This is a genomic window from Psychrobacter sp. Ps2 (genome assembly GCF_022129405.1).
In the GTDB taxonomy this organism is placed as follows: domain Bacteria; phylum Pseudomonadota; class Gammaproteobacteria; order Pseudomonadales; family Moraxellaceae; genus Psychrobacter.
Genome location: NZ_JADQAM010000028.1, coordinates 1 through 22,963 on the forward strand (window position 1 = coordinate 1; position 22,963 = coordinate 22,963).

The following is a 22,963-nucleotide window of genomic DNA, read 5'->3' on the forward strand; positions in this document are numbered from 1 at the left end:
CTATGGCTCACCATCTAATCAGCTGAAAACCTTGAGAAAATGGTGTGATATTTAATCCTTATCTACTACAGCCCCATTTTTAAAGCTATCTAAGATTGGTTCTAGTAGTGCAAATTTGCGCTTATAACTCACTTGATTGACAATCAAACGTGAGGAAACATCACAAATGTGATCGCGGGCTTCAAGTCCATTGGCGCGCAGCGTGTTGCCCGTATCGACCACATCGACGATCAAATCGCCCAAGCCGACCAATGGCGCAAGCTCCATCGAACCGTAAAGCTTGATGACATCAACCTGCTGACCTTGGCTCGCAAAATAAGCACGAGCGACATTGACATATTTGGTCGCGATACGCAGACGACGATTTGGCAGTGGTACATCTTTCACACCCGCAGTCATCAGTTTACACTGAGCAATCTGCAAATCGAGCAATTCATAAACATGATTGGCACCGTGCTCAAGCAGCACATCTTTACCCGCCACCCCAAAGTCAGCAGCGCCATGTTCGACATAGGTTGGCACGTCGCTGGCACGCAAAATCAATACACGCACATTTGGATTTGAGGTTGGAAAAATAAGTTTACGTGACGCTTCAGGATCTTCTAAAAGATCAACGCCAGCTGCACGTAGCAGTGGCATGGTCTCTTCTAGAATGCGACCTTTTGATAAAGCCAAGGTTAGACCTGAAAACTCATCGTTTACTTCGTTTAATAAACCGCTGGCTGGTAAAGATTTGCTTGTCTCAGTCATAGTGACATCGTGTCCATGTGCAGTCCCCTATTAAAAGGGGAGTTTCTAATTTATATCGTATATGGGTAACAGTCGATATTGAGTCAATCAATATTAAGCGTTGGTATTAATACGTTCGATGTTCACGCCTAAGCTACGCAGCTTGTCTTCAACATGCTCATAACCACGGTCAATGTGGTAAATACGGTCAATCAGGCTCTCGCCTTCAGCGGTCGCCGCTGCCATTACCAATGACATAGATGCACGTAAATCCGTCGCCATCACTGGTGCTGCGGTAAAGTTTTCGACACCTCTTACTACCGCAGTGTGACCGTCAACCTGAATAGACGCACCCAAACGATTGAGCTCTGGTACATGCATATAGCGGTTTTCGAAGATATTTTCGATAAAAGTACTCGTACCGTCCGCTAAGCAAGCAATCGCCATTAGCTGAGCTTGCATATCCGTTGGAAAACCAGGATGTGGCTGAGTACGGATATCAACCGCCTTTGGACGGCCTTTCATTTGCGCACGAATCCAGTCATCACCGCTCGTGATAGTTGCACCCATATCTTCGAACTTCTCTAACACTGGCGTCAATAATAGAGCAGATGTTTTTTTGGTCAATACGTCGCCACGTGTCATTAAGGCACCAGCTAGGTATGAGCCTGTTTCGATACGGTCAGGGACAACTGAGTACTCACAGCCATGTAGACGCTCTACCCCTTCGATGGTCATCGTTGATGTACCGATACCGCTTATTTTGGCACCCATTGCAACCAACATATTGGCCAAATCAACCACTTCTGGCTCTAGTGCACAGTTGCCTAAGACGGTTGTACCTTTGGCCAATGCTGCTGCCATGATGACATTTTCAGTACCGCCGACGGTAATCATATCAAATGAGAAATTACAGCCTAATAGCTTGCCACCTTTTGGCGCTTGAGCTTTTACATAGCCATTCTCTACACTGATTTCGGCACCCATCGCTTCAAACGCTTTTAGATGCTGATCAACAGGGCGCGAACCAATCGCACAACCACCTGGCAATGAGACTTCAGCTTCGCCAAAACGTGCCAGTAACGGCCCTAGCACCAAGATTGACGCGCGCATGGTTTTGACCAAATCATACGGAGCATAGAAGTTATCGATACTCTTGGTATCGCAAGTGACCGTATCATCTTGCTTTTGGATTTTGATACCCATACCACCGATCAATTCAATCAACGTTCGCACGTCTTGTAGTGACGGCACGTTATGCAGTGTCGTTGGAGTCTCAGCCAATATCATAGCTGCGAGTAACGGCAAAGCGGCATTTTTGGCGCCTGAGATGGTGACTTCCCCTGCGATACGACTACTACCAGTGATTAAAAATTGATCCATAAAGGTGACAACCTAGCGATGAGTATAAAAAATTATGAAAACCAGAACTACAGCGCTCAACCATGCATATGGCCGATTCAGTAATATCTAGTCATATAGACAGCTATTTGATTAGCCTTTTGATTGAGCGTCCCACTCAGCAGGCGTCAGCGCTTGGATATTGAGTGCGTGAATATCGCCACTCGCAATCTTATCATTGACTAACGCATATACTGCTTGCTGACGTTGAACCGCGCGCTTGCCTTCAAAGCTGGCATCGACCACGCGTACGTCAAACTTATTACCTTGGTTGGCAGCTTGAATAAAAGCGTCTGGGAAGTGAGTCTGTAAAAATGCGATCAAATCGTCAGCGTTCATGCTCATAGAATAGTCTGCCTTAAAGTTTAGAATAGGGTATAGATTTAAAGTGATGACATTATAACAAGAGTTTGCATATCTTACAGTACTGTCTTACTCAAGTGTGTTTAAGCATTAAGACAGTGCTATCAATTAAACGGTCAAAAGTCGTCGATATGCATAGTGATAAGCTATTTGAGCGTTTTATCCAAGTAGGTCAATACTTGCGCACGCACATCATTGACCCAGCGTAGCGGCGGTGCCATCGCGCCAATACTGGTTGCATGACTGGCTCCTTCGATTTCGCCCGTTTCAACGGTTACGCCTGCTTTTTTAAACGCTTCTGTCATTTTGATTGTATTAGTCACATGTACAATTTTGTCTTTTTCTGCGGTTAATAATAAATACGGTGGCTGCGCGCCTTTAATCTGGCGATCTGGCATCACCTCATCAGGTGTGGCATTGGGGCCAAACGCCGTTGCACTACTGAACTTGCGGAAATCATAGCTATAAGGACCCGCAATTCCGATAACGGCTGCAATATCTGTTGGCTTAATACCATAAGGCGCCAAAAAGTCTTCGTTGGCAACGGCTGCTACTGCATTAAACGCGCCAGCAGAATGCCCCATCACCGCTAGGCGTGACGGATCAGCATGGAGACTGGTCGCATTTTCAATACTCCAAGCAATCGCTTGAGCCGCATCTTTGACATAATCAGGATAGACGTGTTCAGGCGCTTTACGGTAATTAATCACTGCGGTGACATACCCTGCTTTGGCTAAGCTCTGACCGACAAAGGCGTATTGTTCTTTATTGCCGCTCTCCCATGAACCACCATGGACAAATACCACCATAGGGTAGCTAGTATCAATAGTACTCTGAGATTTCATTGCTTGTGCTAGCGGTTTTGGATAATAGATATCTAGGTCTTGAGAAGGCTGATCACCATATAAGATATCCTTACTCACTCCAACGCCGCCACTAGAAGTAATCCCATTGACGATAGCCAATGGCGATAATGCCTGTGCGTTTTGCGTGGCTAACGCGATACTGCCCAATGCCAATATTGCCGCACCACCAAATCTCAATGTGCGTGTTTTCTTATGAGCAGGTTTATTGTGTATGCCTATATTACCAATAACGCTTGTTTCTTCATTTTGTTGTATATTTGCCTGTGAATCCTTCATGACCAGTATCCTATTATATTTATTTATCAATCAGTAGTAACAGGCTAACAGCGATAATGGTTCATTCATTAGCCAATGATGTGTTTGATATTAGTATCATTGACCAACACGCTGACTCTGCTACCTCTTGCTATTGATATAGTACTCACTGGCTGAGGATTTCTCGTGCCTTTACTGTTATTACTATTTAGGCTTATTGTGATTAACGTCATTTATTGCTTGGCGAACTAGAGTGCCTACTGGTTCTGATAAAGGTCGATATAAGGGCTTGAAGACGGCTGCGTAGTAGTGGCCTCTTCTTCCGTTATGACGATAGGCGTTGCCGTGCTGATAGTATTATCTTGAGCAGCTGGCGCTACTGCAGGATTGGCCAAATTATTCTCATACATGATGTCATCATTATTTATTTTCACCCCTCTATCGTCAACGACAGTTGTCAGCAATACTAACTCAGTGACCCCAACGGTGCCATTAGCGATATCAATCAGATGACTCTGCTGAGTGGGTGTCATACGGCCCATAATGTAGACCACGCCATTATTGGTAACGGCTTTAATTTGTGACGCACTCACGCCATCGCTAGCGGCTATTTTCGCCAGTAGCTTTGAAGTGATATAACCATCATGAACCGTTGAGCTATACCCTTTTGACGCACTCACCTCCATCTCATTGTAGACACGGCGTACATCCGGCATAGAGCTAACGACTTTTTCTACTTCTGCTTTGAGCGTTTCAGTTGGCACTTCACCTGTGAGCAGTACTTCGCTATTGAAACTATCGATACCCATACGACTGGTTTGCTGCAAGTCTTCTTTTAGCCCGTACACATTGATTTTGGCAGTATGTTCAATACTACGATCGAGCAGACGCTGCGGAATCGTGCGCTCAGTCATTGGCACACCATAAGTCCCTTCTGTACTGTTGGTCAAATAGTTGGTGGCACAACCTGTACTGACAACGCAGGCAGCAATCATAATGCCAGTCGTAATACGGCGTGGTGAACCAAAAATAGCAGTGCGCAAATGCATCCGTGTCATTATTTACCTCTTAGAACATGGTTGTGACAATTTTATAAATTGAGCAAATCTTAATCTAGGTCGTATCTTCATTTCAAAAAAACACGCCCTAGTAGTAACGAGCTAAAAGTAGCTATAAGCTAATACTGTATCTGATTTATAGAAAATTGACTATAACCGCTACTTTACTTAATTTTGGCCATCAGCGGTTAGCTTTTTAGTAACGAACCTTACTTGTCAGATGTGGTTAGATGCTTCATTTGGCAGCATCTATCTTACTTATTCTATTACCATGCACTGGCTATAAAAGCATTTTGAATCCATTCTGGTTGATGGTCTAACTGCTCACTTCTTGAATTTGACTCATTCATCGTGTTGTAAGCAATGACATCAAACCGGCAGTCATAATGAGCATACTCAGGATGCTGCTGTAAAAAGGACTGCGCTGTCTTAATCACTTTACGCTGTTTGCTGGCTGTCACACTGAGTGCTGCATCGCCATAATTCGAGGACTTGCGCTGGCGAACTTCAATAAATACTAGTGTTAACCATGCTGAACCTGTCTCAATCATGACCAGATCCAGCTCACCTACTTTTGGCTGTTGCCAATTTTGCGCGACTAACCTTAACCCTTGAGCTTGTAAATACTCACACGCCTGCTGCTCAAACCGACTACCTTGGCGCTGTTTTGGTGAGGTTAAGATTAAGGGCTTATGGTTCGGCATAAGGTTAATTCGTCTGATTAACATTTGAGAATTATCATAGCACAACATGCTAAACTAGCCACTTCTGCGCGTTCTACTCTCAAAATCTATCGATTTCTTTACTCATTATTTGACTGAAAAACCATAGATAACGACTGTACATACTAGCGCACTATTATTTTTTCACGTCTTTTTAATGACCCGAGGTTTTCATGTCTACCCCTACTGCGATGCCAGCTTGTCTCTATATCGTTGCCACGCCAATTGGCAATATGTCCGACATGACTTCGCACGCAATTGATGTCTTAAAGCAGGTCGCCATTATTGCCTGCGAAGACACCCGCACCTCAGGTAAACTACTGTCACATTTTGGTATCGATACCAAAGGCAGTAAGGCTGACGAGACAAAAGACTCAGAGACTCGTCCTGCCAAAAGCAGTATCGAAAATGATGACACAACCGCCAAGCAAAAAGGTCACAATAAGCTATGGGCCTACCACGAACATAATAGCGCCATTCAAACGCCCAAAATTATTGAAATGATTGAGCAAGGTCATTCGGTAGCACTGATTAGTGATGCGGGTACACCTCTGGTCAGCGATCCAGGCTATCAACTGGTACAAGCCGCGCATGAAGCTGGCGTGACTGTATCACCTATCGTTGGGGCTTCTGCTGCAATTGGCGCATTGTCAGTAGCAGGGCTACCATCTGATCGATTTAGCTTTATTGGGTTCTTGCCAGCCAAAACACATGGTCGTCAAAAACAGCTGAGCGATCTAATCGCACGTACCGAAACTTTAATCTTTTACGAAGCGCCGCATCGCATCGTATCTAGCCTAGAAGACATGGCAACGATATTTGGTGCAGACCGTGCAGTGACTTTTTGTCGGGAATTGACTAAGACGTTTGAAACGGTACATAAGAGTACCCTTGGTGAGTTGGTTGAGTTTGTCAAAGCAGATGATAACCAGCAACGTGGTGAAATAGTCGTGGTCGTCGCTGGCGTCGGTGTGGCAAAGGATACTGACGACATCAGTACGCATGATAAATTGCTACAGCGTCTGTTAGAAGATTTGTCGGTCAAAAAAGCAGCTGCACTGGCTTCTGACATCACTGGCGTGAAGAAAAATGCACTTTATCAGCGCCTACTAGAGTTGCAAGCAGACTAATTTTTAATAATAAGAAAGACAACCATTTATAAATGAATTGAGGAGAGATAAGCAATGTACGATGTAATGGCAATAGGCAATGCGTTGGTTGATCACGAATATGTGCTATCAGATGCGGCACTAGAAGAGACCGAGCTGACCAAAGGTAATATGACGCTGGCTGGTATTGAAGAGCAGCAGCAACTACTGGCTTACTTTAAACTGGCCGAAATTGAGCCATCAAAACAAGCAGGCGGCGGATCAGCAGCCAATACGATGTTTACCTTTGCAAGCTTAGGCGGTAAACCTTTTTATGCTTGCCGCGTTGGTGATGATGATCAAGGGGCGTTTTATCTCAGAGACTTGCACGAAGCAGGTGTCGCGACCTCAGACAAATCTATCCATGCAGGCGGTGTGACCGGCTCATGTGTGGTTGCCGTTACTGAAGATGGCGAGCGTACCATGCAGACCTATCTTGGCACCTCAAGTGAGATTGTCGCTGACAATGTTGATTTTGACGCGTTGACACAAGCAGATTGGCTATATATAGAAGGCTATCTGGCGATGTCTGAGAGCATCCAACCAGCGATGACTCAATTACGTCAACAAGCCGGTATCCATAATGCAAAAATCGCGGTGAGCTTTGCTGACCCTGCGGTAGTAAAATTTGCCAAAGATGGCTTGCTTAATATGCTCGGTAATAAAGTCGCAGTGATATTCTGCAATAGCGAAGAAGCCAAGCTATTTACCGATAGAAAACAAGTCAAAGCAGCGGCGCGTGCCCTGCTTGAATATTGCCAAATTGCCGTCGTCACTGATGGTGCTAACGGTGCAGTCATCGCGCACCAGCCTAATGACGAAGCAGAAGTTGAGGTGTATGACGTTGCAACGCCAGCAGTGGCCAACGTCATCGATACCAACGGTGCAGGCGATAACTACGCTGGTGCTTTCTTATACGCATTATCGCAGCAGTATAGTCTGCCAGAATGCGGTCGTCTTGCCAGCGAAATATCAGCACAAGTTATTCAGCAGTTTGGACCGCGTCTTGCCTCGCAGTATTATCGAGATATCGCGCAGCGTGTACTGTCTGCTTAATTGTTAAACACATCTGTTGGACGCAAAACAAAAAGCCCATATCAAATCGATATGGGCTTTTTTTATATCATTCAGACTTGTTCAAACAGTTTGCTCAATTTAATAAGCGCTTGTTGTTAAGCAGTGGCTAGTGCTTGGGCGAGATCGGCTTTAATGTCTTCGATATGTTCGATACCAATCGATAGTCGTACCATATCCGTACTAACGCCTGCATTTTCTAGCTCTTGCTCATTTAACTGACGATGGGTCGTCGTCGCTGGATGACAGGCTAGTGATTTCGCATCACCGATGTTTACCAGACGAGTAATCAGTTGCAGCGCATCGATAAAGCGCGCACCAGCTTCTAGTCCGCCTTTCACCCCAAAGGTCAAAATAGCAGAAGGCGTGCCTTTCATGTATTTTTTGGCAAGCTCATGCTCAGAATGGTCAGACAGACCTGCGTATTTCACCCAAGCAACTTTATCATGGTCACGCAGATATTCTGCAACGGCTTGTGCATTTTGCACGTGACGCTCCATACGTAGACTTAGCGTCTCCATACCTTGCAAGATACCGAAAGCATTGAGCGGGCTGAGGGCTGCGCCAGTATTACGTAATGGCGCAACGCGGGCACGAGCAATAAAGGCTGGCGCGCCTACATCTTTGACGAAATTTACCCCATGATAGCTGTGATCTGGCGTGTTCAACAGTGGGAAACGCTCAGGGTAATCACCCCAAGCAAACTTACCGCTATCGACAATCGCACCACCGATTGATGTGCCAGTTCCGCTCATATATTTGGTCAATGAATGAATCACGATATCTGCACCGAACTCAAACGGACGGCATATCGCAGGCGTCGCCACGGTATTATCAATCACGACAGGTACGCCGTATTCATGAGCGACATCACTGAGCGCTTGAATATCGACGATATTACCTAGCGGGTTACCGATACTCTCTGCAAACACCATTTTGGTCTTGTCATCGATTAGATCACGAATGGCTTCTGGGTCTTTATGATCGAAGAAGCGCACTTCGATACCTTGACGCGGCAAGGCATGGGCAAACAAATTGTAAGTACCGCCATATAGCGTTGATACAGCGACGATATTGTCGCCTGCTTCACAAATAGTCTGAATCGCATAAGTAATGGCAGCCATACCAGAGGCTACGGCAAGCGCACCAATACCGCCTTCTAACGCAGCCACACGCTCCTCTAGCACTGCGTTGGTTGGATTCATGATACGAGTATAGATATTACCTGCAACTTTTAAATCAAACAGATCTGCACCATGCTGAGTATTATCAAACGCATATGAACTGGTATGATAAATAGGCACGGCGACTGCTTTGGTCGTTGGCTCTACACTATAGCCGGCATGAATCGCTAAGGTCTCAAGACGTTGATGGGTTTCTAATTGTTGGGCTGTTTGCTGGTCTGCTGATCCGTCACTCATAGTACATTCCTTTATTTTGATAAAAGATGATTTGTTGACGACGTATCGCCCAAAGTCACCTTAAAAAACTGTCTGCTAAATCATAGCAATAAAAAAAGCTGAGTTCATCATAACTCAGCTTCTTTATTAAAAGAATAGCAAAATACTCGTCTCTTCATGACAAATATTCATAAGCAGCAAACCAAACAGGCATATCTATACTAGAGATAATGGCCACCTTTATAGCAGCCACTTTGCTTTTAACTGTTTTTTATTTTATTTATAGTAAGCATTCTCTGTTCGAGTATGGTCAGTCTCGTCAACCACTTGGGTCAATTCTGGAATTTGCTGTTTCAGCTGCACTTCAACACCTTGGCGTAAAGTCATATCAACCGCTGAACACCCTTGGCAACCACCACCAAATTTCAATACAGCGGTTAGACCAATGCCTTCTTCATCAATCAGCTCAAGCAACTGTACGTCACCGCCATGCGCTGCCAAGCCAGGGTTAATCTCTGACTGCAATACATAGTTGATACGCTCTTCGACACTGGCATCAGCGCCTACTTTAGGTACTTTAGAGTTTGGTGCGCGGAAAGTCAGCTGACCACCGAAACGGTCTTTATTATAGTCGATGACCGCGTCTTCTAGATAAGGTACTGACGCCGCCTCAATAAAGGCAGAGAAGTTTTCATACGTAAAACGCAAGTCAGCGCTGTCTTCTTCGCCCGGCTGGTTATAAGCCATGCAGCACTCTGCACGCGGCGTACCAGGATGCTCAACGAAGATACGCACACCGATACCATCGGTATCCTGCTTAGACAACAAATCTGCTAAGTAGCCTTGAGCTGACTCAGTGATAGTGATGTTACTTTTTGCTTCGACTTGCTCGGTATCTAGGGCTGATTCATAGCCAGCAGTTTGGTCTAGTTGGTTATCAGCTTGGTTTTGCTCACTCATAATGTTTCCTATGCGTTATGACACAAACGCTATATCTATTATGGCTACTGTGTCGTGAATTTGGATTTTTAAAATGTTTACGATTTATATAAGGCATGCAGACTAGCAATGATTGGTATTTATTATTGTATGACATTGGCCGACATGAGTATAAAGTTTAATCCGTCTATAGCAGTCATTATACCTGAATCAAGCATCAATTCCGACCACGCTACTGTGAATTGAATAGCGACCATTGTAAATGGTTGTCATTGGTTTTTTTAATGATGCTAACAGGTCGCAAAGTAATTCAATATTTAAACCATGACAGATAAACACGCTGAATGATTGTGTAGGCTGCCAAGTTATTCTCTATATAAAGACAGCGGTACCATTTATCAAGCGCACTCAGCGTTTTCGATATGCCATACCGTTCACATCTAGTCCGAGCAAGTCATCTGGTTTTGACGTAGTATTGTTAATTTGAATGATTGTGCGCAGTAGCGTTATGAGCATGGTAGCTTTTAATTGTCTTGTATAAATATCAGCTTGTATAAATATCGACTTGTATAAAGATTAAGTATTTTTTGGATAGGATTATTTTTATGATGACACGGACGTTGCACCTAGTAACTACCAAGGACGATGAGAAAATTGCTGTTTGGAAAGTAGTTGATAATTCAGAAGAAGATACGATAGCTAACACGTCAGAAAACAGCCTGCCTGACATCACACCGCAAAACATATTTTTGACGCATGGTACGTTTTCTGACAAGCAAACTTGCCTCAAAATCGCCGAATACTTTGCAGGGCTTGGTCATCACTGCTACATCATGGAATGGCGTGGACATGGTGATAGCTCACTACCGAAAGAAAAGTTCAACTTTGAGACTGTCGCCACTTACGACTATGAAGCGACTTTTCGTTATTTCTTTGAAGAATTAACGCTCAATAATCTACATTGCGTTACTCATAGTGGTGGCGGTGTTGGTTTGACCATGTTTCTCGTTCAAAACCCAAGCTATATCGATAAGGTCAATAGCATCAGTATGTTTGCCTGCCAAGCTTTTGGTGCGGCGCAAGACTCGACCAGCTACACGAAAATCTTTATAGCCAAGGTACTTACGCGGTTAGTCGGCTTTGTACCCGCTAAGCAGTTTAAGGTAGGTCCTTTTAACGAAAGCTACTATACGATGACCCAGTGGTATGACTGGAATTTGCGTAAAAACTTTAGAAGTAGTTTTTTGAAAAAGGCTCATTTTGATAAAGGCAGGACGAATACAGACGAAGTGAACGAAAGCATTCACCAGCAAAAGAATACTGGCGATGATTTTGTTGACTATCGTCATCATATGGCTCAAATTACCATTCCTGTTTATTCTATCAGTGCGAAAGGCGATACCTTCATATCCCCTACTCGTGGCTGTCGTTTGTTTTTTGATGGCTTTAACAATTCAACCAATATCTTTCGAGAGTACTCGCTTAGTAACGGCGATTTAGATGACTATACGCACAGTCGCATTATGATTAGCCGCAATGCTGCCACAGAGATTTGGCCAACAGTGACGGCATGGATAGAGAAGTATGCCAGTTAAAGTAGAGATTTCGTTTGGATGATTTCGATAATGACACACCCCTAAACATCTTTATACTTGTCAGAAAGTCATGGGCTGTGTCAGTATTAGCGTCATTAATTTTTAATCAATAAAAATAAGTCGTAGGAAGTTGGCGTCTATGAGTGAATTATCAGAGCAACAGTCAGATAAGCAAAACCTAGATCAAAAAGGCAGTAAACACTATCGTTATCTAGTCTTTATCGGTCGCTTTCAGCCGTTTCATGCTGGCCACAAAGCCGTCATCGATGAGGCACTAAAACGCTCAGATGAAGTAATTATGCTCATTGGCTCAGCCAACTTGCCACGTAGTTTACGCAATCCATTTAGCGTCGCTGAGCGTGCCGCAATGATTAAAGGTGCCTACTCTGAAGAAGAAGCCGAACGCATTCACTGTGTTGGCTTAGATGACGCACTCTACAATGACACCCGCTGGCTACAGTATGTGCAGGCAGGTGTAAAATCTGTCACTGGCGACTTGCAGACGGATATTGGTTTGATTGGTCATTCAAAAGACAGCTCCTCCTACTATCTGTCACTATTCCCCAACTGGGCATCGGTGTCAGTGCCCAATTACCATAACTTATCGGCCACCCCTATCCGCGACAGCTACCTGATGGGTGCCACGCCGACCCCTGAGCGCACGCCTGAGTCAACACGCAAAGTGCTCAACGATTTCAAAAAAACTGACGACTATCATCAGTTGCACGAAGAAGCCGACTTTATCGATAAATACAAAAGACAATGGGAATCAGCACCTTATCCACCCACCTTTATGACTGCCGATGCGTTGATTGTACAGTCAGGTCATATCCTCTTAGTTGAGCGGCGCAGTATGCCAGGTCGCGGATTGTGGGCACTACCGGGCGGGTTTTTGAACCCAAAAGAAACGTTATTTGACGCCTGTATCCGTGAGCTACGTGAAGAGACACGCCTCAAAGTGCCTGAGGCTGTATTGCGTGGCTCTTGCCACAGTCAGCATACTTTTGATGATCCATATCGCTCGGCACGCGGTCGTACGATCACCCAAGCGTTTTATTTTCAACTGAAAAATGATCCAAAAGGCTTGCCAAAAGTAAAAGGCGGTGATGACGCTGCCAAGGCGTTTTGGTTACCATTGGCGGAGCTTGACGCAACCATGATGTTCGAAGATCACTATGCAATTATCACCAAAATGGTTGGGTTATAGCATCATTTTCTATCATGATTTATCACTTTTATATGCAACTTATTAGCACCCGAGTCGATAGACGACAAGGGTTTATCGCCGCCACTGTTCTTTTATTAAAGCAGGGGCGGCATCTCAAAGCAGAGGAGTTCTGTGATGTACACCAGCAACCTAAACAACCTAATCTTAAACAGCGACAGCTATAAAACCTCACATTGGGTGCAATACCCAAGCGGTAGTGAGTATCTGTCAAGCTATATCGAAGCGCGAAAAGGTGACTATGATGTGGTGTTTTTTGGCCTGCAAGCCTTTATCAAAGAATACCTAAGCACGCCTATCACCCATCAAGATATCGATGAGGCCGAAAAGGTCATTCAAGCACACGGTTTGACTTTCAACCGAGCAGGATGGGAGCATCTGGTCGATAAACATGACGGCTACTTGCCACTACGCATCGAGGCCGTCGCCGAAGGCAGCATAGTACCCGTATCTAACGTGGTTTGTCAGATTACCAATACTGACCCTGAGTTTTATTGGCTGCCAAGCTATATCGAAACGGCACTATTACGTGCGATTTGGTACCCATCAACGGTCGCTAGCGTCTCACGTTACTGCAAAGACATCATCCGTCAGGCTCTAGAGAAGTCAGCAGACAACACAGAGTCGCTGCCTTTTCGCCTGCATGATTTTGGTGCGCGCGGTGCCTCAAGCCAAGAGAGTGTGGCACTCGGTAGTTTGGCACATTTGGTCAACTTTGCTGGTACGGATTCGATGACCGCGCTGGTTGCTGCCAGTCGTTGGTATCAGATGGGTAAAGACATGCCCGCGTTTTCGATTCCAGCAGCTGAGCACAGCACCATGACAGCATGGGGACGTGATGGAGAGACCGCTGCATTTGCCAATATGATTGAACAGTTTGGTGGCACAGACAAAGCGTTTTCGGTCGTCTCTGACAGCTATGACTTATGGAACGCGATTGATAATATCTGGGGCGATACCTTAAAAGAAGACGTCAAAAACATGGGTAGTACGCTCGTCATCAGGCCAGACAGTGGTGAGCCTACCAAAGTGGTACGTGAAGCCTTAGAGCGTCTAGCGGTGAAATTCGGTACGACTATAAACAGTAAGGGCTATAAAGTACTGCCCGATTACGTGCGGATTATCCAAGGGGATGGTATCAGTGCACAAAGCTTAAGCAATATCATTGATGTGATCATGAAAGCAGGCTTTAGCGCAGAAAACGTAACATTTGGCATGGGCGGTGGTCTATTGCAGCAAGTCAACCGCGACACCATGAGTTGGGCGATGAAATCTAGCGCTATCTCTATCGATGGCGCATGGAAGGATATTTACAAAGATCCCGTCACCAGCCGCTCGAAGCGCTCGAAAAAAGGACGATTGGCACTGGTAAAAGACAACAGCGGCCAGCTAACAACCGTCAAAGAAAATGAGATGAGCGATCCAACTGATAATCTATTACGTGATGTCTACGTCGATGGTCAGTTGTTAATTGAAGACAGTCTCACGACTATTAGGGAACGTGCGGGATGGTAGACACTAGTAAGCTGACATCAGTCGCAAAGGACGTTTTACTTGCCCCTGTCTACCTCTATCAAGGTCGCAAAATCAAGCGTGATACGGTTCGCTTGCCTGAACCACATGGCGAAAGGCACGGCGTGATTGACCTGACTCAAGCAAATAATAAGGTATCAACGCAAGACGCTAAGACATTTAACCTTATGGTGGTCGGTGATTCAGCAGCAGCAGGTGTGGGTAGTCAAACGCAGCAAGAAGCATTGGTCGGTAAGCTCATACCGATACTGGAGCAAAACAAAGCTATCCAATCGAACTTTGCTCGTCTCAATTGGTCATTACAAGCGACAACAGGTCATACCAGCTTTGATATTCTACGCAGGTTATATGTCTTACCTGCTCCTGAACAGCCTATCGATGTGATGTTGCTGAGCGTAGGGGTCAATGATACAACGTCCAATGTCTCTGTGCATAAATGGCAACAACAAATTGAAGACATTATCAATATTGTACAGCGCAAATTTGGCGTACGAGAATTGGTTTTTTTAAGTTTGCCACCGATGGCGCAAATGCCTGCAATCCCTGCCCCGCTCAATAACTTTGTAGGTGCAAAAGCGTCGGTACTGGATGAGATATTACAGCAGGTTTGTGCGGCTCATGCTGGTGTCACCTATATGGCAACCGACTTTACACGGATGTTAGAAGAGCATGCAAATGGCTCGGCTATCGATATCAATGTGATGTTTGCCAGTGATGGATTTCATCCTAGCAGTCTGATGTACGGCTATTGGGCACAGCAAATCGTAGAGACTATTATTCAGTTACTAGATTCTATTCAGTTATTGGACTTATCTACTACTGAATTTGAGCGCTAAATAGACTGTTAACTTTATTTTTAGATCATAAAAAATTAAACCAAAAAAAACCGCTGAATAATCAGCGGTTTTTTATTGCTTAGCGAAATATATTTACACCATAAGTGTAAATTATTCAGCAGCGTCTGCAGCTTTCTTGCTACGGCCACCAAATGCGCCAAAGCGTTTGTTGAAGCTTGCAACACGACCTTCAGTAGAAGTTTTACGTTGCTCACCAGTATAGAATGGATGCGACGCACTTGAGATATCAAGTGGGTAGTATGGGTATTCTTTACCTTCGTATTCACGAGTCGCTTTAGTCTTAGCAGTTGAGCGAGTCAAAAAGAACACGTCAGCGTTAGTGTCGTGGAATAAAACTTCTTGGTAATTAGGATGGATATCTTTACGCATAATATACTCTCTAGGTCCGATGTATGTACAACGTCTAAATACAGCATCATCGATGATGTATCAAACAAATAATGACATACGTAACTGAGGCACTAAGGACATTACAAGTATGGCAACTGCGTCACTGGCTTATTCCAGCACCCAACACCACCCTTCTGTTCGCTTAGCCTTTCCCCAGCGGGAAAATTAAACTGCGATTTTAACGGTTTTTGTCACCTAACGCAAGCCGCAGTTGTGATAGAGATATGTGATAAGTTGTCAATAATAGAGAAATAGTGTTGAGATGTATAAGTTAACCCAGTACAATGTTTTGGTTAGATATATTAATCAATTACATTTTTATATGTAGTTAATCTAACCAAATATAGGTTGGCTGCGCTATTTATTTATCGCAACTCTAGGACACCTAGCTACAATATATTTACTCATTTTTTACAAAAAATGTTTTCTTCTTTGTTCATCGGCGAACACCAATACCCTAATACCATATAAGGACTATTCAATGAAAACCACTACAAAAGCCCTATTGATCAGCTCAATACTTTCTATCACTACCATGGCAAGCGCTGCACTGCCGACTCAGTGGCAACTAGATAACTCTCACACTCGTGTCGGTTTCTCAGTTGATCATATGGGATTTTCTACGGTCATGGGACACTTTAGCGATGTAGACGGTACCGTTAAATTTGATCTAAAGAACCCTAACCAAACCCAGCTGAACTTTGTCATTGATACAGACAGTATCGATACTGCTTGGGCTGCCCGTGACAAACATTTAAAAACGGAAGAGTTCTTTAACGTTAAAAAATACCCTACTATGAGCTTTAAATCTACTCAGGTTAATTTTGTAAATCCGCAGCAAGCAAAAGTAACTGGGGACTTTACTTTACTGGGTCAAACCAAGCCGCTAACTCTTAATTTAACGCTGAACAAAATCGATAACAGCCCTCTGACCAAAGAGCCAGTCGTTGGCTTCCGTGCTACTGGCACTATAGACCGTGCAGCTTATGGTATGACAGCCTACTCTGCTGGTATTACGACCAATGTTCCTATTCAAATTGATGGTGAGCTAGTAGAAAAGAAATAACAGTAAGTTTATAGCTCTCTAACAGTTTTCGACAAAAACAAAAAAGCAGCCTACCCTCGTTTATAGATGCAGGCTGCTTTTTTATTTCTTATAAATTCTTCTACGCTCTAATCATATATATTCACTATTTTACATAAAAGGTTTTTATATACTTGAAGGCTTCATACTTTGTTGTTATATTCATATATACGGATTTACGAATATATAACGCAACACTGAGGGAGCAGCAACGTGGATACAGTACAAGTTGATTACATAGCGATAGATGCTGAGTGGGATAAGAAGGTATCAAATCATCATTTTGATATATACCACTTATCTGGTTGGATTGCGGCCTCAGCTGTCATCGATAAGGGCAAACCTCAAGGCATCATCGCTCACTATAAAAACAAGGAAGTATTGTTACCCATCATAATTAGAGACATTGACTCAGAGCACTGGGATGCTACTTCCACTTATGGCTACGGGGGACCGTTGATGGATAAAACCCTCACTGATGCCGAGTTAGACGTCGTACTAGATGAGATAAGAGCTTTTCTTTGCGAGAGAGGCTGCGTGTCTTTGTTTATGCGGTTGCATCCGATTATTAATAAAGAATGGATACCCACAGTTGGCAAAGCACTGACTCACGGGCTGACTTTGATGTCTGATTTGAGTAAGTCAGAAGAAGAGCATTGGAGCGAAACACAAAATCGACATCGCCGCGGTATCAAAAAAGCCATAAAAATGGATGTCGTGACAAAAACAGAATTCTTAACCCGACAGAACGCGATGGTGTTCTCAGACATTTATAAAGAGACGATGCGACACGTCAAGGCCAGTGATTATTACTTCTTTGATGATGATTATTTTTTTAATTTGCTTGAAAACCTTCAAGAAAAAATACTGCTGATAACCGCCTATCAAGACGATAAAGCAATTGGGTCTTCTATATATACGCTCTGCCAAGAGTCTGGCATTATGCAGTTCCATCTTGGCGGCACGTTAAACGCCTATACACATCTGCAACCTTCTAAACTTATCACTCATGTCGCTCGCAATTGGGGACGAGAGAACCGTTATGAAGTGCTACATCTTGGTGGCGGCGTTGGCTCCAATTTAGATTCTTTATATGAGTATAAGAAAGGCTTTAGCTCACAAGAGTTACTATTTAAGACTTACAGGCTCATCGTCAACGTAGCAAAATATACAGAGTTAGTAGCGGATATCTGGTTCACGGAAAGTGATCTGCTCTCAGACTTTTTTCCTTTATATAGAAAAGAGCCTAGCAAAGAAGAAGTGTTAGAGACCATTCAGGTTGAGCCTTTAGCAAATGTGACATAGTACAGATTGCATCTAATACTAGGGCGTGTCTTCATTTCAAAAATGGTGGTAAAAATGAGATAAATTGCCGTCAAACAAGAAAAATAGCGCAGATAATATCGGGATATTAACCAGCTATTTGACGATGTTTGGCAAGATTTAGCCATTTTTAGCCCATTTAGATGACTATCGGGTGAATTGAAGACACGCCCTAGAGAATAACACCAAACAAAAAGCAGCCTGCCTCTATAATTGAGGACAGGCTGCTTTTTTATCTTAACGTTGTCGAGTTATTTTATATCTAACGCCTATTATTTACTTGGGATAACGTGCCAAACGCCAAGTTTATCATCACCGTCTTTGTCACCAACTTTTGTGTCATTAGCATAGAAGTATAAAGGCTTACCGTTCATTGCCCATTGATATTTGCCATCTTCACGCTTAAAGGCAGCAAACTGACCTGAAGCTTTAGCATCGCTAGGCGCTTTGAAGATTGGCCAAACAACTTGGCAAGCTGCACCGCAATCTGACTTATTCATAGAGTCTTTATCAAACGTATATAACGTCATATGGTTGGTAGCATCTACCAACACCCCATTCTTGCTAGTAACTGGTGCTGTGTTATTGCTCATTGCCTGTACTTCATGCGTACCTGACATATCGTTACCGACTACGTTTTTTAAAGTAGTACAGCCAGTTAGTGTTAATACACCTGTTAGTACCGATAACATCATTATATTTTTCATCATAACTTCCTTGTAATTTTAGTCGTATTTTTTATAGCGATAAGCCTGTGGTTGTTTACTTTGTCGACTGTCCCTATTATTAATTTTGACCTTTGTAATTCTGAACAGTCATCAAAACAGAACCTACGCTTCTTGTTAAGCAAAATGAATATAGCATATGCATTTAAGTTATCTCGGCTACCAATATATATACTTACAAAAGCGGTCGAATTTTACAAAACAATAAAACGAACTTATTTTCGATTTCACAGGTTTGCCACTTCTCTCGTTTACTCTATTTTTAGACAGGCTCGTTTGTCTGAAAAACTTCACACATATAGCGACTCGTTGACAAAACTCATGCATCTTCTTACGTATTTCCCATCATATTGTCTGTAGTTCTTCGTAAAATAAACCTATAGAGATGAAGAATGGCTAAACAATAGAAAAGATGACTATTGAAGTTCAGATTTGTGTGTTGAACTTAATTACCTTCGCACTCATATCAAGAAATATAGAACATTTGATACATATACCGAGCACGGCCTAATACAGATGCTATTAAGGATACAACGACGACAATGACTCAGTCTTTTGATAAAAAATACGCTCAATCCTTTAATCGTGACGCTCATTCTGGGGTGTTATCTTATGGGGCACAAAACACTCAACCTAAAAAGCGCGTTGGCATTTTGGGCGGCGGTACTGCGGGATCGACGATTGCGATTCGACTTGCTGCGTTAGGATTAGAGACCTATTTGTTTGAAAAGAAAAAATCTCTCATTGATGGACCACCTATGTGTCATTTGCATGCAGGTGGTAACTTGTACCGTGAAATACCGGACGAAGATTGCGTAGCGCTGCTTAAGCAATGTATCGATATTTTGCGTTTGTATCCGCACACTATTGACGTCCGTCCTACTGTGTTTGCTGTACCGACACGTGACGAAGGACTGCCTGAAGATTTACTACCGCGTTTAGACATTTTGACCGATGCTTATCAAGAATTGATCGAGCAAGATGCTAATCATAAGGTATTGGGTGAACCTGAGGATTACTACCAACTTTATAGCCATGAGCAATTGATTGAGCTGTCTGAACGTGAGCAAGTCGCTGTACCAAGTACAGTTGATGAATGGATGATTCCAGTCGCTAGATACTTGGATTTAAACAAAGTTAAATTTCCGTTAATTGTTGTCCAAGAATATGGTTGGAACATTTTTCGTTTAGCCGCTTCTGCCAAACTTGCACTTGAAGAATACGATAATGCGCACGTATTTACCGAAACTGCCGTACAAAAAGTTGTACCGGTAGATTGTGAGAACTGTACCAACGCTGACCATCATGTCACCAAATGGCGTATCGACTATCAACAGATTCATAGTCAAGAACACGCCTCTCAGCCTGAGTCTATCGAGGTTGATTATCTAGTCAATGCTTGCGGATTCCGTACAGGTGTCATCGACGATATGGTTGGTGTCGAAGTCACGCGTATGGTTGAGTTCAAATCATCTTATGTGACTCATTGGGACGATGCTGGTGGACAGATACCAGAGATTATTGTTTATGGTCAACGAGGCACGCCAGAAGGCATGGCGCAGCTTACTCCCTACCCTGGTGGATATTTTCAGATTCATGGTATGAGTAAAGCCATTACTTTGTTTGATGATGGTCTTGTCGCATCAAGTGAAGACAGTGCGCAGCCAAAACTGCCACAGCAATATGTGCACTATATCGAAGATGGTTGGGATAAAGTGCCCCTACAGGCACGTAGTCAGCAAGCGATTGAGTATGTGGCTGAGTTTGTACCGACATTTAACAGCGCACGTACTGTTGGTAATGCGCTATATGGTGGGCAGCAGATTCCCGGACAGGATGATACGCTGCGAGTCGCTGATGTGAGTTTATATTCTAATATACGCTATGCCCGTGCAGAAAACGTCAAAGCATCTTCGACCTTGATTGCCGCTGATCAAATAGTTAATGAGCTGACAGATCTAGGCTTGATAGAGAACGATACACCTCTGAATCGTCGTCGCTATGCTCATGAGTGGTCGTACCTTGTCCATAACGATAGCCTCGCTGTCGATGAGGTTGCACGTGAGCTCGCTGAACAGCGTGGATTTCCAATTGCGATGGCTCATGTCAATCATAGTATTCGTGAAGTAGCATTGGACGATCTCACGCCTGCTGATGCCTAATAGGCATGATTCGCTGATAGGTTGTTAATACCTATGACAAAGGAGCAAGTAACCGAGATTTGGTTATCTGCTCCTTTTTTGCAATAGCTTTTAATATTTAAGCATTTGCTGTGTATGAATAGCGATACGGCTTAACTATTACTGCCTGCCATTTTCTCTGTATCCACAGCATCATCTATGGTCACTACTGTTTGTAGTATATCGATCGCTTCGCTGATGGTATTGCACACTACTAGACGGTCTAAATCTTCCTGCTTCATAAAGCCTTGCTCAGTAGTATATTTTAAATGCTCAATCATACGGTCATAAAAACCATTTATATTCAAAATGATCATTGGTTTTTCGTGCTGGTACAATTGACGCCACGTGGCGATTTCCATAATCTCTTCTAATGTTCCTAGCCCGCCCGGTAGCGTGATAAAGGCATCGGCATACTCTGCCATAACGGTCTTACGCGTGTGCATAGTGTCAGTCAAATGCAACCGAGTCAACTGCTCATGAGCGATTTCGTGCTTGAGCATAAAGGTTGGAATCACGCCCACTGCTTGCGCGCCGCCATTAATTACTTCATCCGCAACTGCGCCCATTAGACCGATACTAGCGCCACCATATACTAGTCCCATGCCATTATTTGCTAATGCACTGCCAAGCTCGCGTGCCGCCTGTTCATACACGTCACCATTGCCCAAGCGTGAACCGCAATACACAGCCACGAGCGGCATTGATAGGGCAGACTTTTCGACTGCTTTTTCAATATTGGTAATGTCTTTGCTTGTGATTACATCATAAGTGTCATCGTTGATTTTCATTTGCATATAGCTTCCTTAATTACCTGTCAGTTTTTATTGAGTGCTTGTTATTAGTGAAGGCTTCATACCGACACCTGTCATTTATATTGTCATGCATATGATTCATAAGACAAACTCAACCAAGCTATACGAAACTTGGAAGTCATATTTGAGCAACTGTCTTGCCAGCATTTATCTTAACATAAGCAATGCTACCACATAGTCACAACGATTTATCACTACGCAACGACTACACTTTTAAGATGCGCATTTATTGTTCATCATAGTTCAATATTCATTATCTACTAATAAAAATACTAAGGTATACCCATGGATAATCACAACGCCTCTCCTACTACCGAGCTATCAAGCTCTGTGCTTAATGGCACTCTCACGAGTAAAAGTAATATGAATGACGCGAGCAAGATTGATATTTACTCATTAAGCATCATGACCGATCGCAACCAAGCATTGGCAGCCACTGTCTATCGCCCTAAAGATGCGACAAAAAAAGCAATCATGATGGCACCAGCCACAGGTATTAAGCGTCACTTTTATCATAATTTTGCGACCTATCTAGCAGAAAGCGGCTTTGGGGTACTGACCTTTGATAATGAAGGAATCGGTGAGTCACTATCGACCGAACTGGCAAAATGTAGCGCTTCCTTGATCAGTTGGGGTCGCCATGACATGCCAGCTGTACTTGACGCCTTACAAGATGAGTTTCCTGATGCGACTTATCATCTCATCGGTCATAGCGCAGGTGGTCAGCTCATCGGCTTGATGCCTAACTATCAGGCGATTGGCTCAGTGTTCAATGTCGCTTGCTCGTCAGGACGTATCAAAAATATGGGTATGCCATATAAGCTCAAAGCCATGGGTTTTATGGATGCGTTTATTCCATTCACTAATTTAACACTAGGCTATACGCCGTCAGACAAAATCGGTATGGGTGAGCCGCTGCCACGCGGTGTGGCTCGTCAATGGCGTGAATGGTGCAATGGCGCAGGCTATATCAAAACCGCATTTGGCAAAAGCATACATACACATTTCTATGATGAGCTCAGCATGCCGGCATTGTGGCTTGGCTTTAGCGATGACGATATCGCCAACAGTGAAAACATGGACGACATGATAAGGGTATTTACAAAAATGCCCGTAGAAAAGCGATTCTTAGACCCTGAAGATTTTGGACTAAATCATATCGGTCATATGCGCTATTTTAGTAGTAAGACCAATATCAAAGCGCCGCAGCTATGGCAAATGGCAGTGACATGGTTGCACGACCAACCATAAGCTTAGCACCATGTCGCACCTTACATAGCA

21 protein-coding genes are annotated in these 22,963 nt (G+C 43.7%); 10 read left to right on the forward strand and 11 right to left on the reverse strand.

All coding sequences use genetic code 11. The annotated features are described in order from the left end of the window. Positions 1-51: 51 nt before the first annotated feature. The 6 genes from hisG to I3254_RS01415 all read right to left on the reverse strand — a co-directional run bounded on the left by hisG (position 52) and on the right by I3254_RS01415 (position 5,424). Complete coding sequence (gene hisG / locus I3254_RS01390) at positions 52-750, reverse strand: ATP phosphoribosyltransferase (protein WP_238050615.1); 699 nt, start codon at positions 748-750, stop codon at positions 52-54. Between the two features lie 93 nt (positions 751-843). After that, a complete protein-coding gene (gene murA, locus I3254_RS01395; protein WP_114701832.1) occupies positions 844-2,112 on the reverse strand; it encodes a UDP-N-acetylglucosamine 1-carboxyvinyltransferase in 1,269 nt (422 codons plus the stop codon). Between the two features lie 111 nt (positions 2,113-2,223). Continuing rightward, positions 2,224-2,475, reverse strand: coding sequence for a BolA/IbaG family iron-sulfur metabolism protein (locus I3254_RS01400; RefSeq protein ID WP_057761749.1), 252 nt, complete (start codon positions 2,473-2,475; stop codon positions 2,224-2,226). 164 nt (positions 2,476-2,639) lie between these two features. Continuing rightward, positions 2,640-3,635, reverse strand: a complete 996-nt coding sequence (locus tag I3254_RS01405; protein ID WP_238050616.1) for an alpha/beta hydrolase — start codon at positions 3,633-3,635, stop codon at positions 2,640-2,642. A gap of 236 nt (positions 3,636-3,871) precedes the next feature. After that, a complete protein-coding gene (locus I3254_RS01410) occupies positions 3,872-4,672 on the reverse strand; it encodes a BON domain-containing protein (protein ID WP_238050617.1) in 801 nt (266 codons plus the stop codon). 266 nt (positions 4,673-4,938) lie between these two features. Next, the gene (locus I3254_RS01415; protein ID WP_238050618.1) at positions 4,939-5,424 is read right to left on the reverse strand and encodes a YraN family protein; all 486 of its coding nucleotides are present in this window, start codon (positions 5,422-5,424) and stop codon (positions 4,939-4,941) included. 143 nt (positions 5,425-5,567) lie between these two features. On the opposite strand from I3254_RS01415, the gene rsmI reads away from it, so the two are divergent. Next, entirely contained in the window at positions 5,568-6,524 is a 957-nt protein-coding gene (gene rsmI, locus I3254_RS01420; RefSeq protein ID WP_238050619.1) for a 16S rRNA (cytidine(1402)-2'-O)-methyltransferase, read from the forward strand. Between the two features lie 54 nt (positions 6,525-6,578). Then, on the forward strand, positions 6,579-7,598 hold the full coding sequence (locus I3254_RS01425; RefSeq protein ID WP_238050620.1) for an adenosine kinase: 1,020 nt from the start codon (positions 6,579-6,581) through the stop codon (positions 7,596-7,598). A 116-nt stretch (positions 7,599-7,714) separates the two neighbouring features. Here I3254_RS01425 and I3254_RS01430 read toward each other — a convergent pair whose 3' ends face one another. Together I3254_RS01430 and nfuA are read right to left on the reverse strand one after the other, a co-directional pair. Further along, positions 7,715-9,037 carry an aminotransferase class I/II-fold pyridoxal phosphate-dependent enzyme gene (locus tag I3254_RS01430; RefSeq protein WP_238050621.1) on the reverse strand — a complete coding sequence of 441 codons (1,323 nt, stop codon included), beginning with the start codon at positions 9,035-9,037 and terminating at the stop codon, positions 7,715-7,717. Between the two features lie 255 nt (positions 9,038-9,292). After that, the gene (gene nfuA, locus I3254_RS01435; protein ID WP_057761762.1) at positions 9,293-9,976 is read right to left on the reverse strand and encodes a Fe-S biogenesis protein NfuA; all 684 of its coding nucleotides are present in this window, start codon (positions 9,974-9,976) and stop codon (positions 9,293-9,295) included. 584 nt (positions 9,977-10,560) lie between these two features. On the opposite strand from nfuA, the gene I3254_RS01440 reads away from it, so the two are divergent. From I3254_RS01440 to I3254_RS01455, 4 genes are all read left to right on the forward strand, one after another. Next, positions 10,561-11,550 (forward strand): alpha/beta fold hydrolase, encoded by a 990-nt coding sequence (locus tag I3254_RS01440; RefSeq protein WP_238050623.1) that lies wholly within the window; start codon positions 10,561-10,563, stop codon positions 11,548-11,550. Positions 11,551-11,689: 139 nt separating this feature from the next. Continuing rightward, entirely contained in the window at positions 11,690-12,757 is a 1,068-nt protein-coding gene (locus I3254_RS01445) for a bifunctional nicotinamide-nucleotide adenylyltransferase/Nudix hydroxylase (RefSeq protein WP_238050625.1), read from the forward strand. A 135-nt stretch (positions 12,758-12,892) separates the two neighbouring features. After that, positions 12,893-14,290 (forward strand): nicotinate phosphoribosyltransferase, encoded by a 1,398-nt coding sequence (locus tag I3254_RS01450; RefSeq protein ID WP_238050627.1) that lies wholly within the window; start codon positions 12,893-12,895, stop codon positions 14,288-14,290. After that, on the forward strand, positions 14,284-15,144 hold the full coding sequence (locus I3254_RS01455) for an SGNH/GDSL hydrolase family protein (RefSeq protein WP_101205340.1): 861 nt from the start codon (positions 14,284-14,286) through the stop codon (positions 15,142-15,144). The genes I3254_RS01450 and I3254_RS01455 overlap by 7 nt, the downstream gene beginning before the upstream one ends. Positions 15,145-15,255: 111 nt before the next feature. Here I3254_RS01455 and I3254_RS01460 read toward each other — a convergent pair whose 3' ends face one another. Further along, the gene (locus I3254_RS01460) at positions 15,256-15,534 is read right to left on the reverse strand and encodes a type B 50S ribosomal protein L31 (RefSeq protein WP_057761772.1); all 279 of its coding nucleotides are present in this window, start codon (positions 15,532-15,534) and stop codon (positions 15,256-15,258) included. Positions 15,535-16,036: 502 nt separating this feature from the next. On the opposite strand from I3254_RS01460, the gene I3254_RS01465 reads away from it, so the two are divergent. Beyond that, positions 16,037-16,621, forward strand: coding sequence for a YceI family protein (locus I3254_RS01465; protein WP_179799475.1), 585 nt, complete (start codon positions 16,037-16,039; stop codon positions 16,619-16,621). A 231-nt stretch (positions 16,622-16,852) separates the two neighbouring features. After that, positions 16,853-17,944 (forward strand): GNAT family N-acetyltransferase, encoded by a 1,092-nt coding sequence (locus I3254_RS14350; protein WP_238050629.1) that lies wholly within the window; start codon positions 16,853-16,855, stop codon positions 17,942-17,944. 290 nt (positions 17,945-18,234) lie between these two features. Here the strand turns inward: I3254_RS14350 and I3254_RS01475 are convergent, their stop codons facing one another. Next, the gene (locus tag I3254_RS01475; RefSeq protein WP_238050636.1) at positions 18,235-18,669 is read right to left on the reverse strand and encodes a hypothetical protein; all 435 of its coding nucleotides are present in this window, start codon (positions 18,667-18,669) and stop codon (positions 18,235-18,237) included. Positions 18,670-19,229: 560 nt separating this feature from the next. Here I3254_RS01475 and I3254_RS01480 point away from each other — a divergent pair. Continuing rightward, a complete protein-coding gene (locus I3254_RS01480) occupies positions 19,230-20,849 on the forward strand; it encodes an FAD-dependent oxidoreductase (RefSeq protein ID WP_238050638.1) in 1,620 nt (539 codons plus the stop codon). A 131-nt stretch (positions 20,850-20,980) separates the two neighbouring features. On the opposite strand, the gene I3254_RS01485 is transcribed toward I3254_RS01480, so the two are convergent. Further along, positions 20,981-21,664, reverse strand: coding sequence for a TIGR00730 family Rossman fold protein (locus I3254_RS01485; RefSeq protein ID WP_238050640.1), 684 nt, complete (start codon positions 21,662-21,664; stop codon positions 20,981-20,983). A gap of 381 nt (positions 21,665-22,045) precedes the next feature. Between I3254_RS01485 and I3254_RS01490 the strand changes: the two genes are divergently transcribed. Continuing rightward, entirely contained in the window at positions 22,046-22,933 is an 888-nt protein-coding gene (locus I3254_RS01490) for an alpha/beta fold hydrolase (protein WP_346015365.1), read from the forward strand. Positions 22,934-22,963 lie beyond the last annotated feature (30 nt).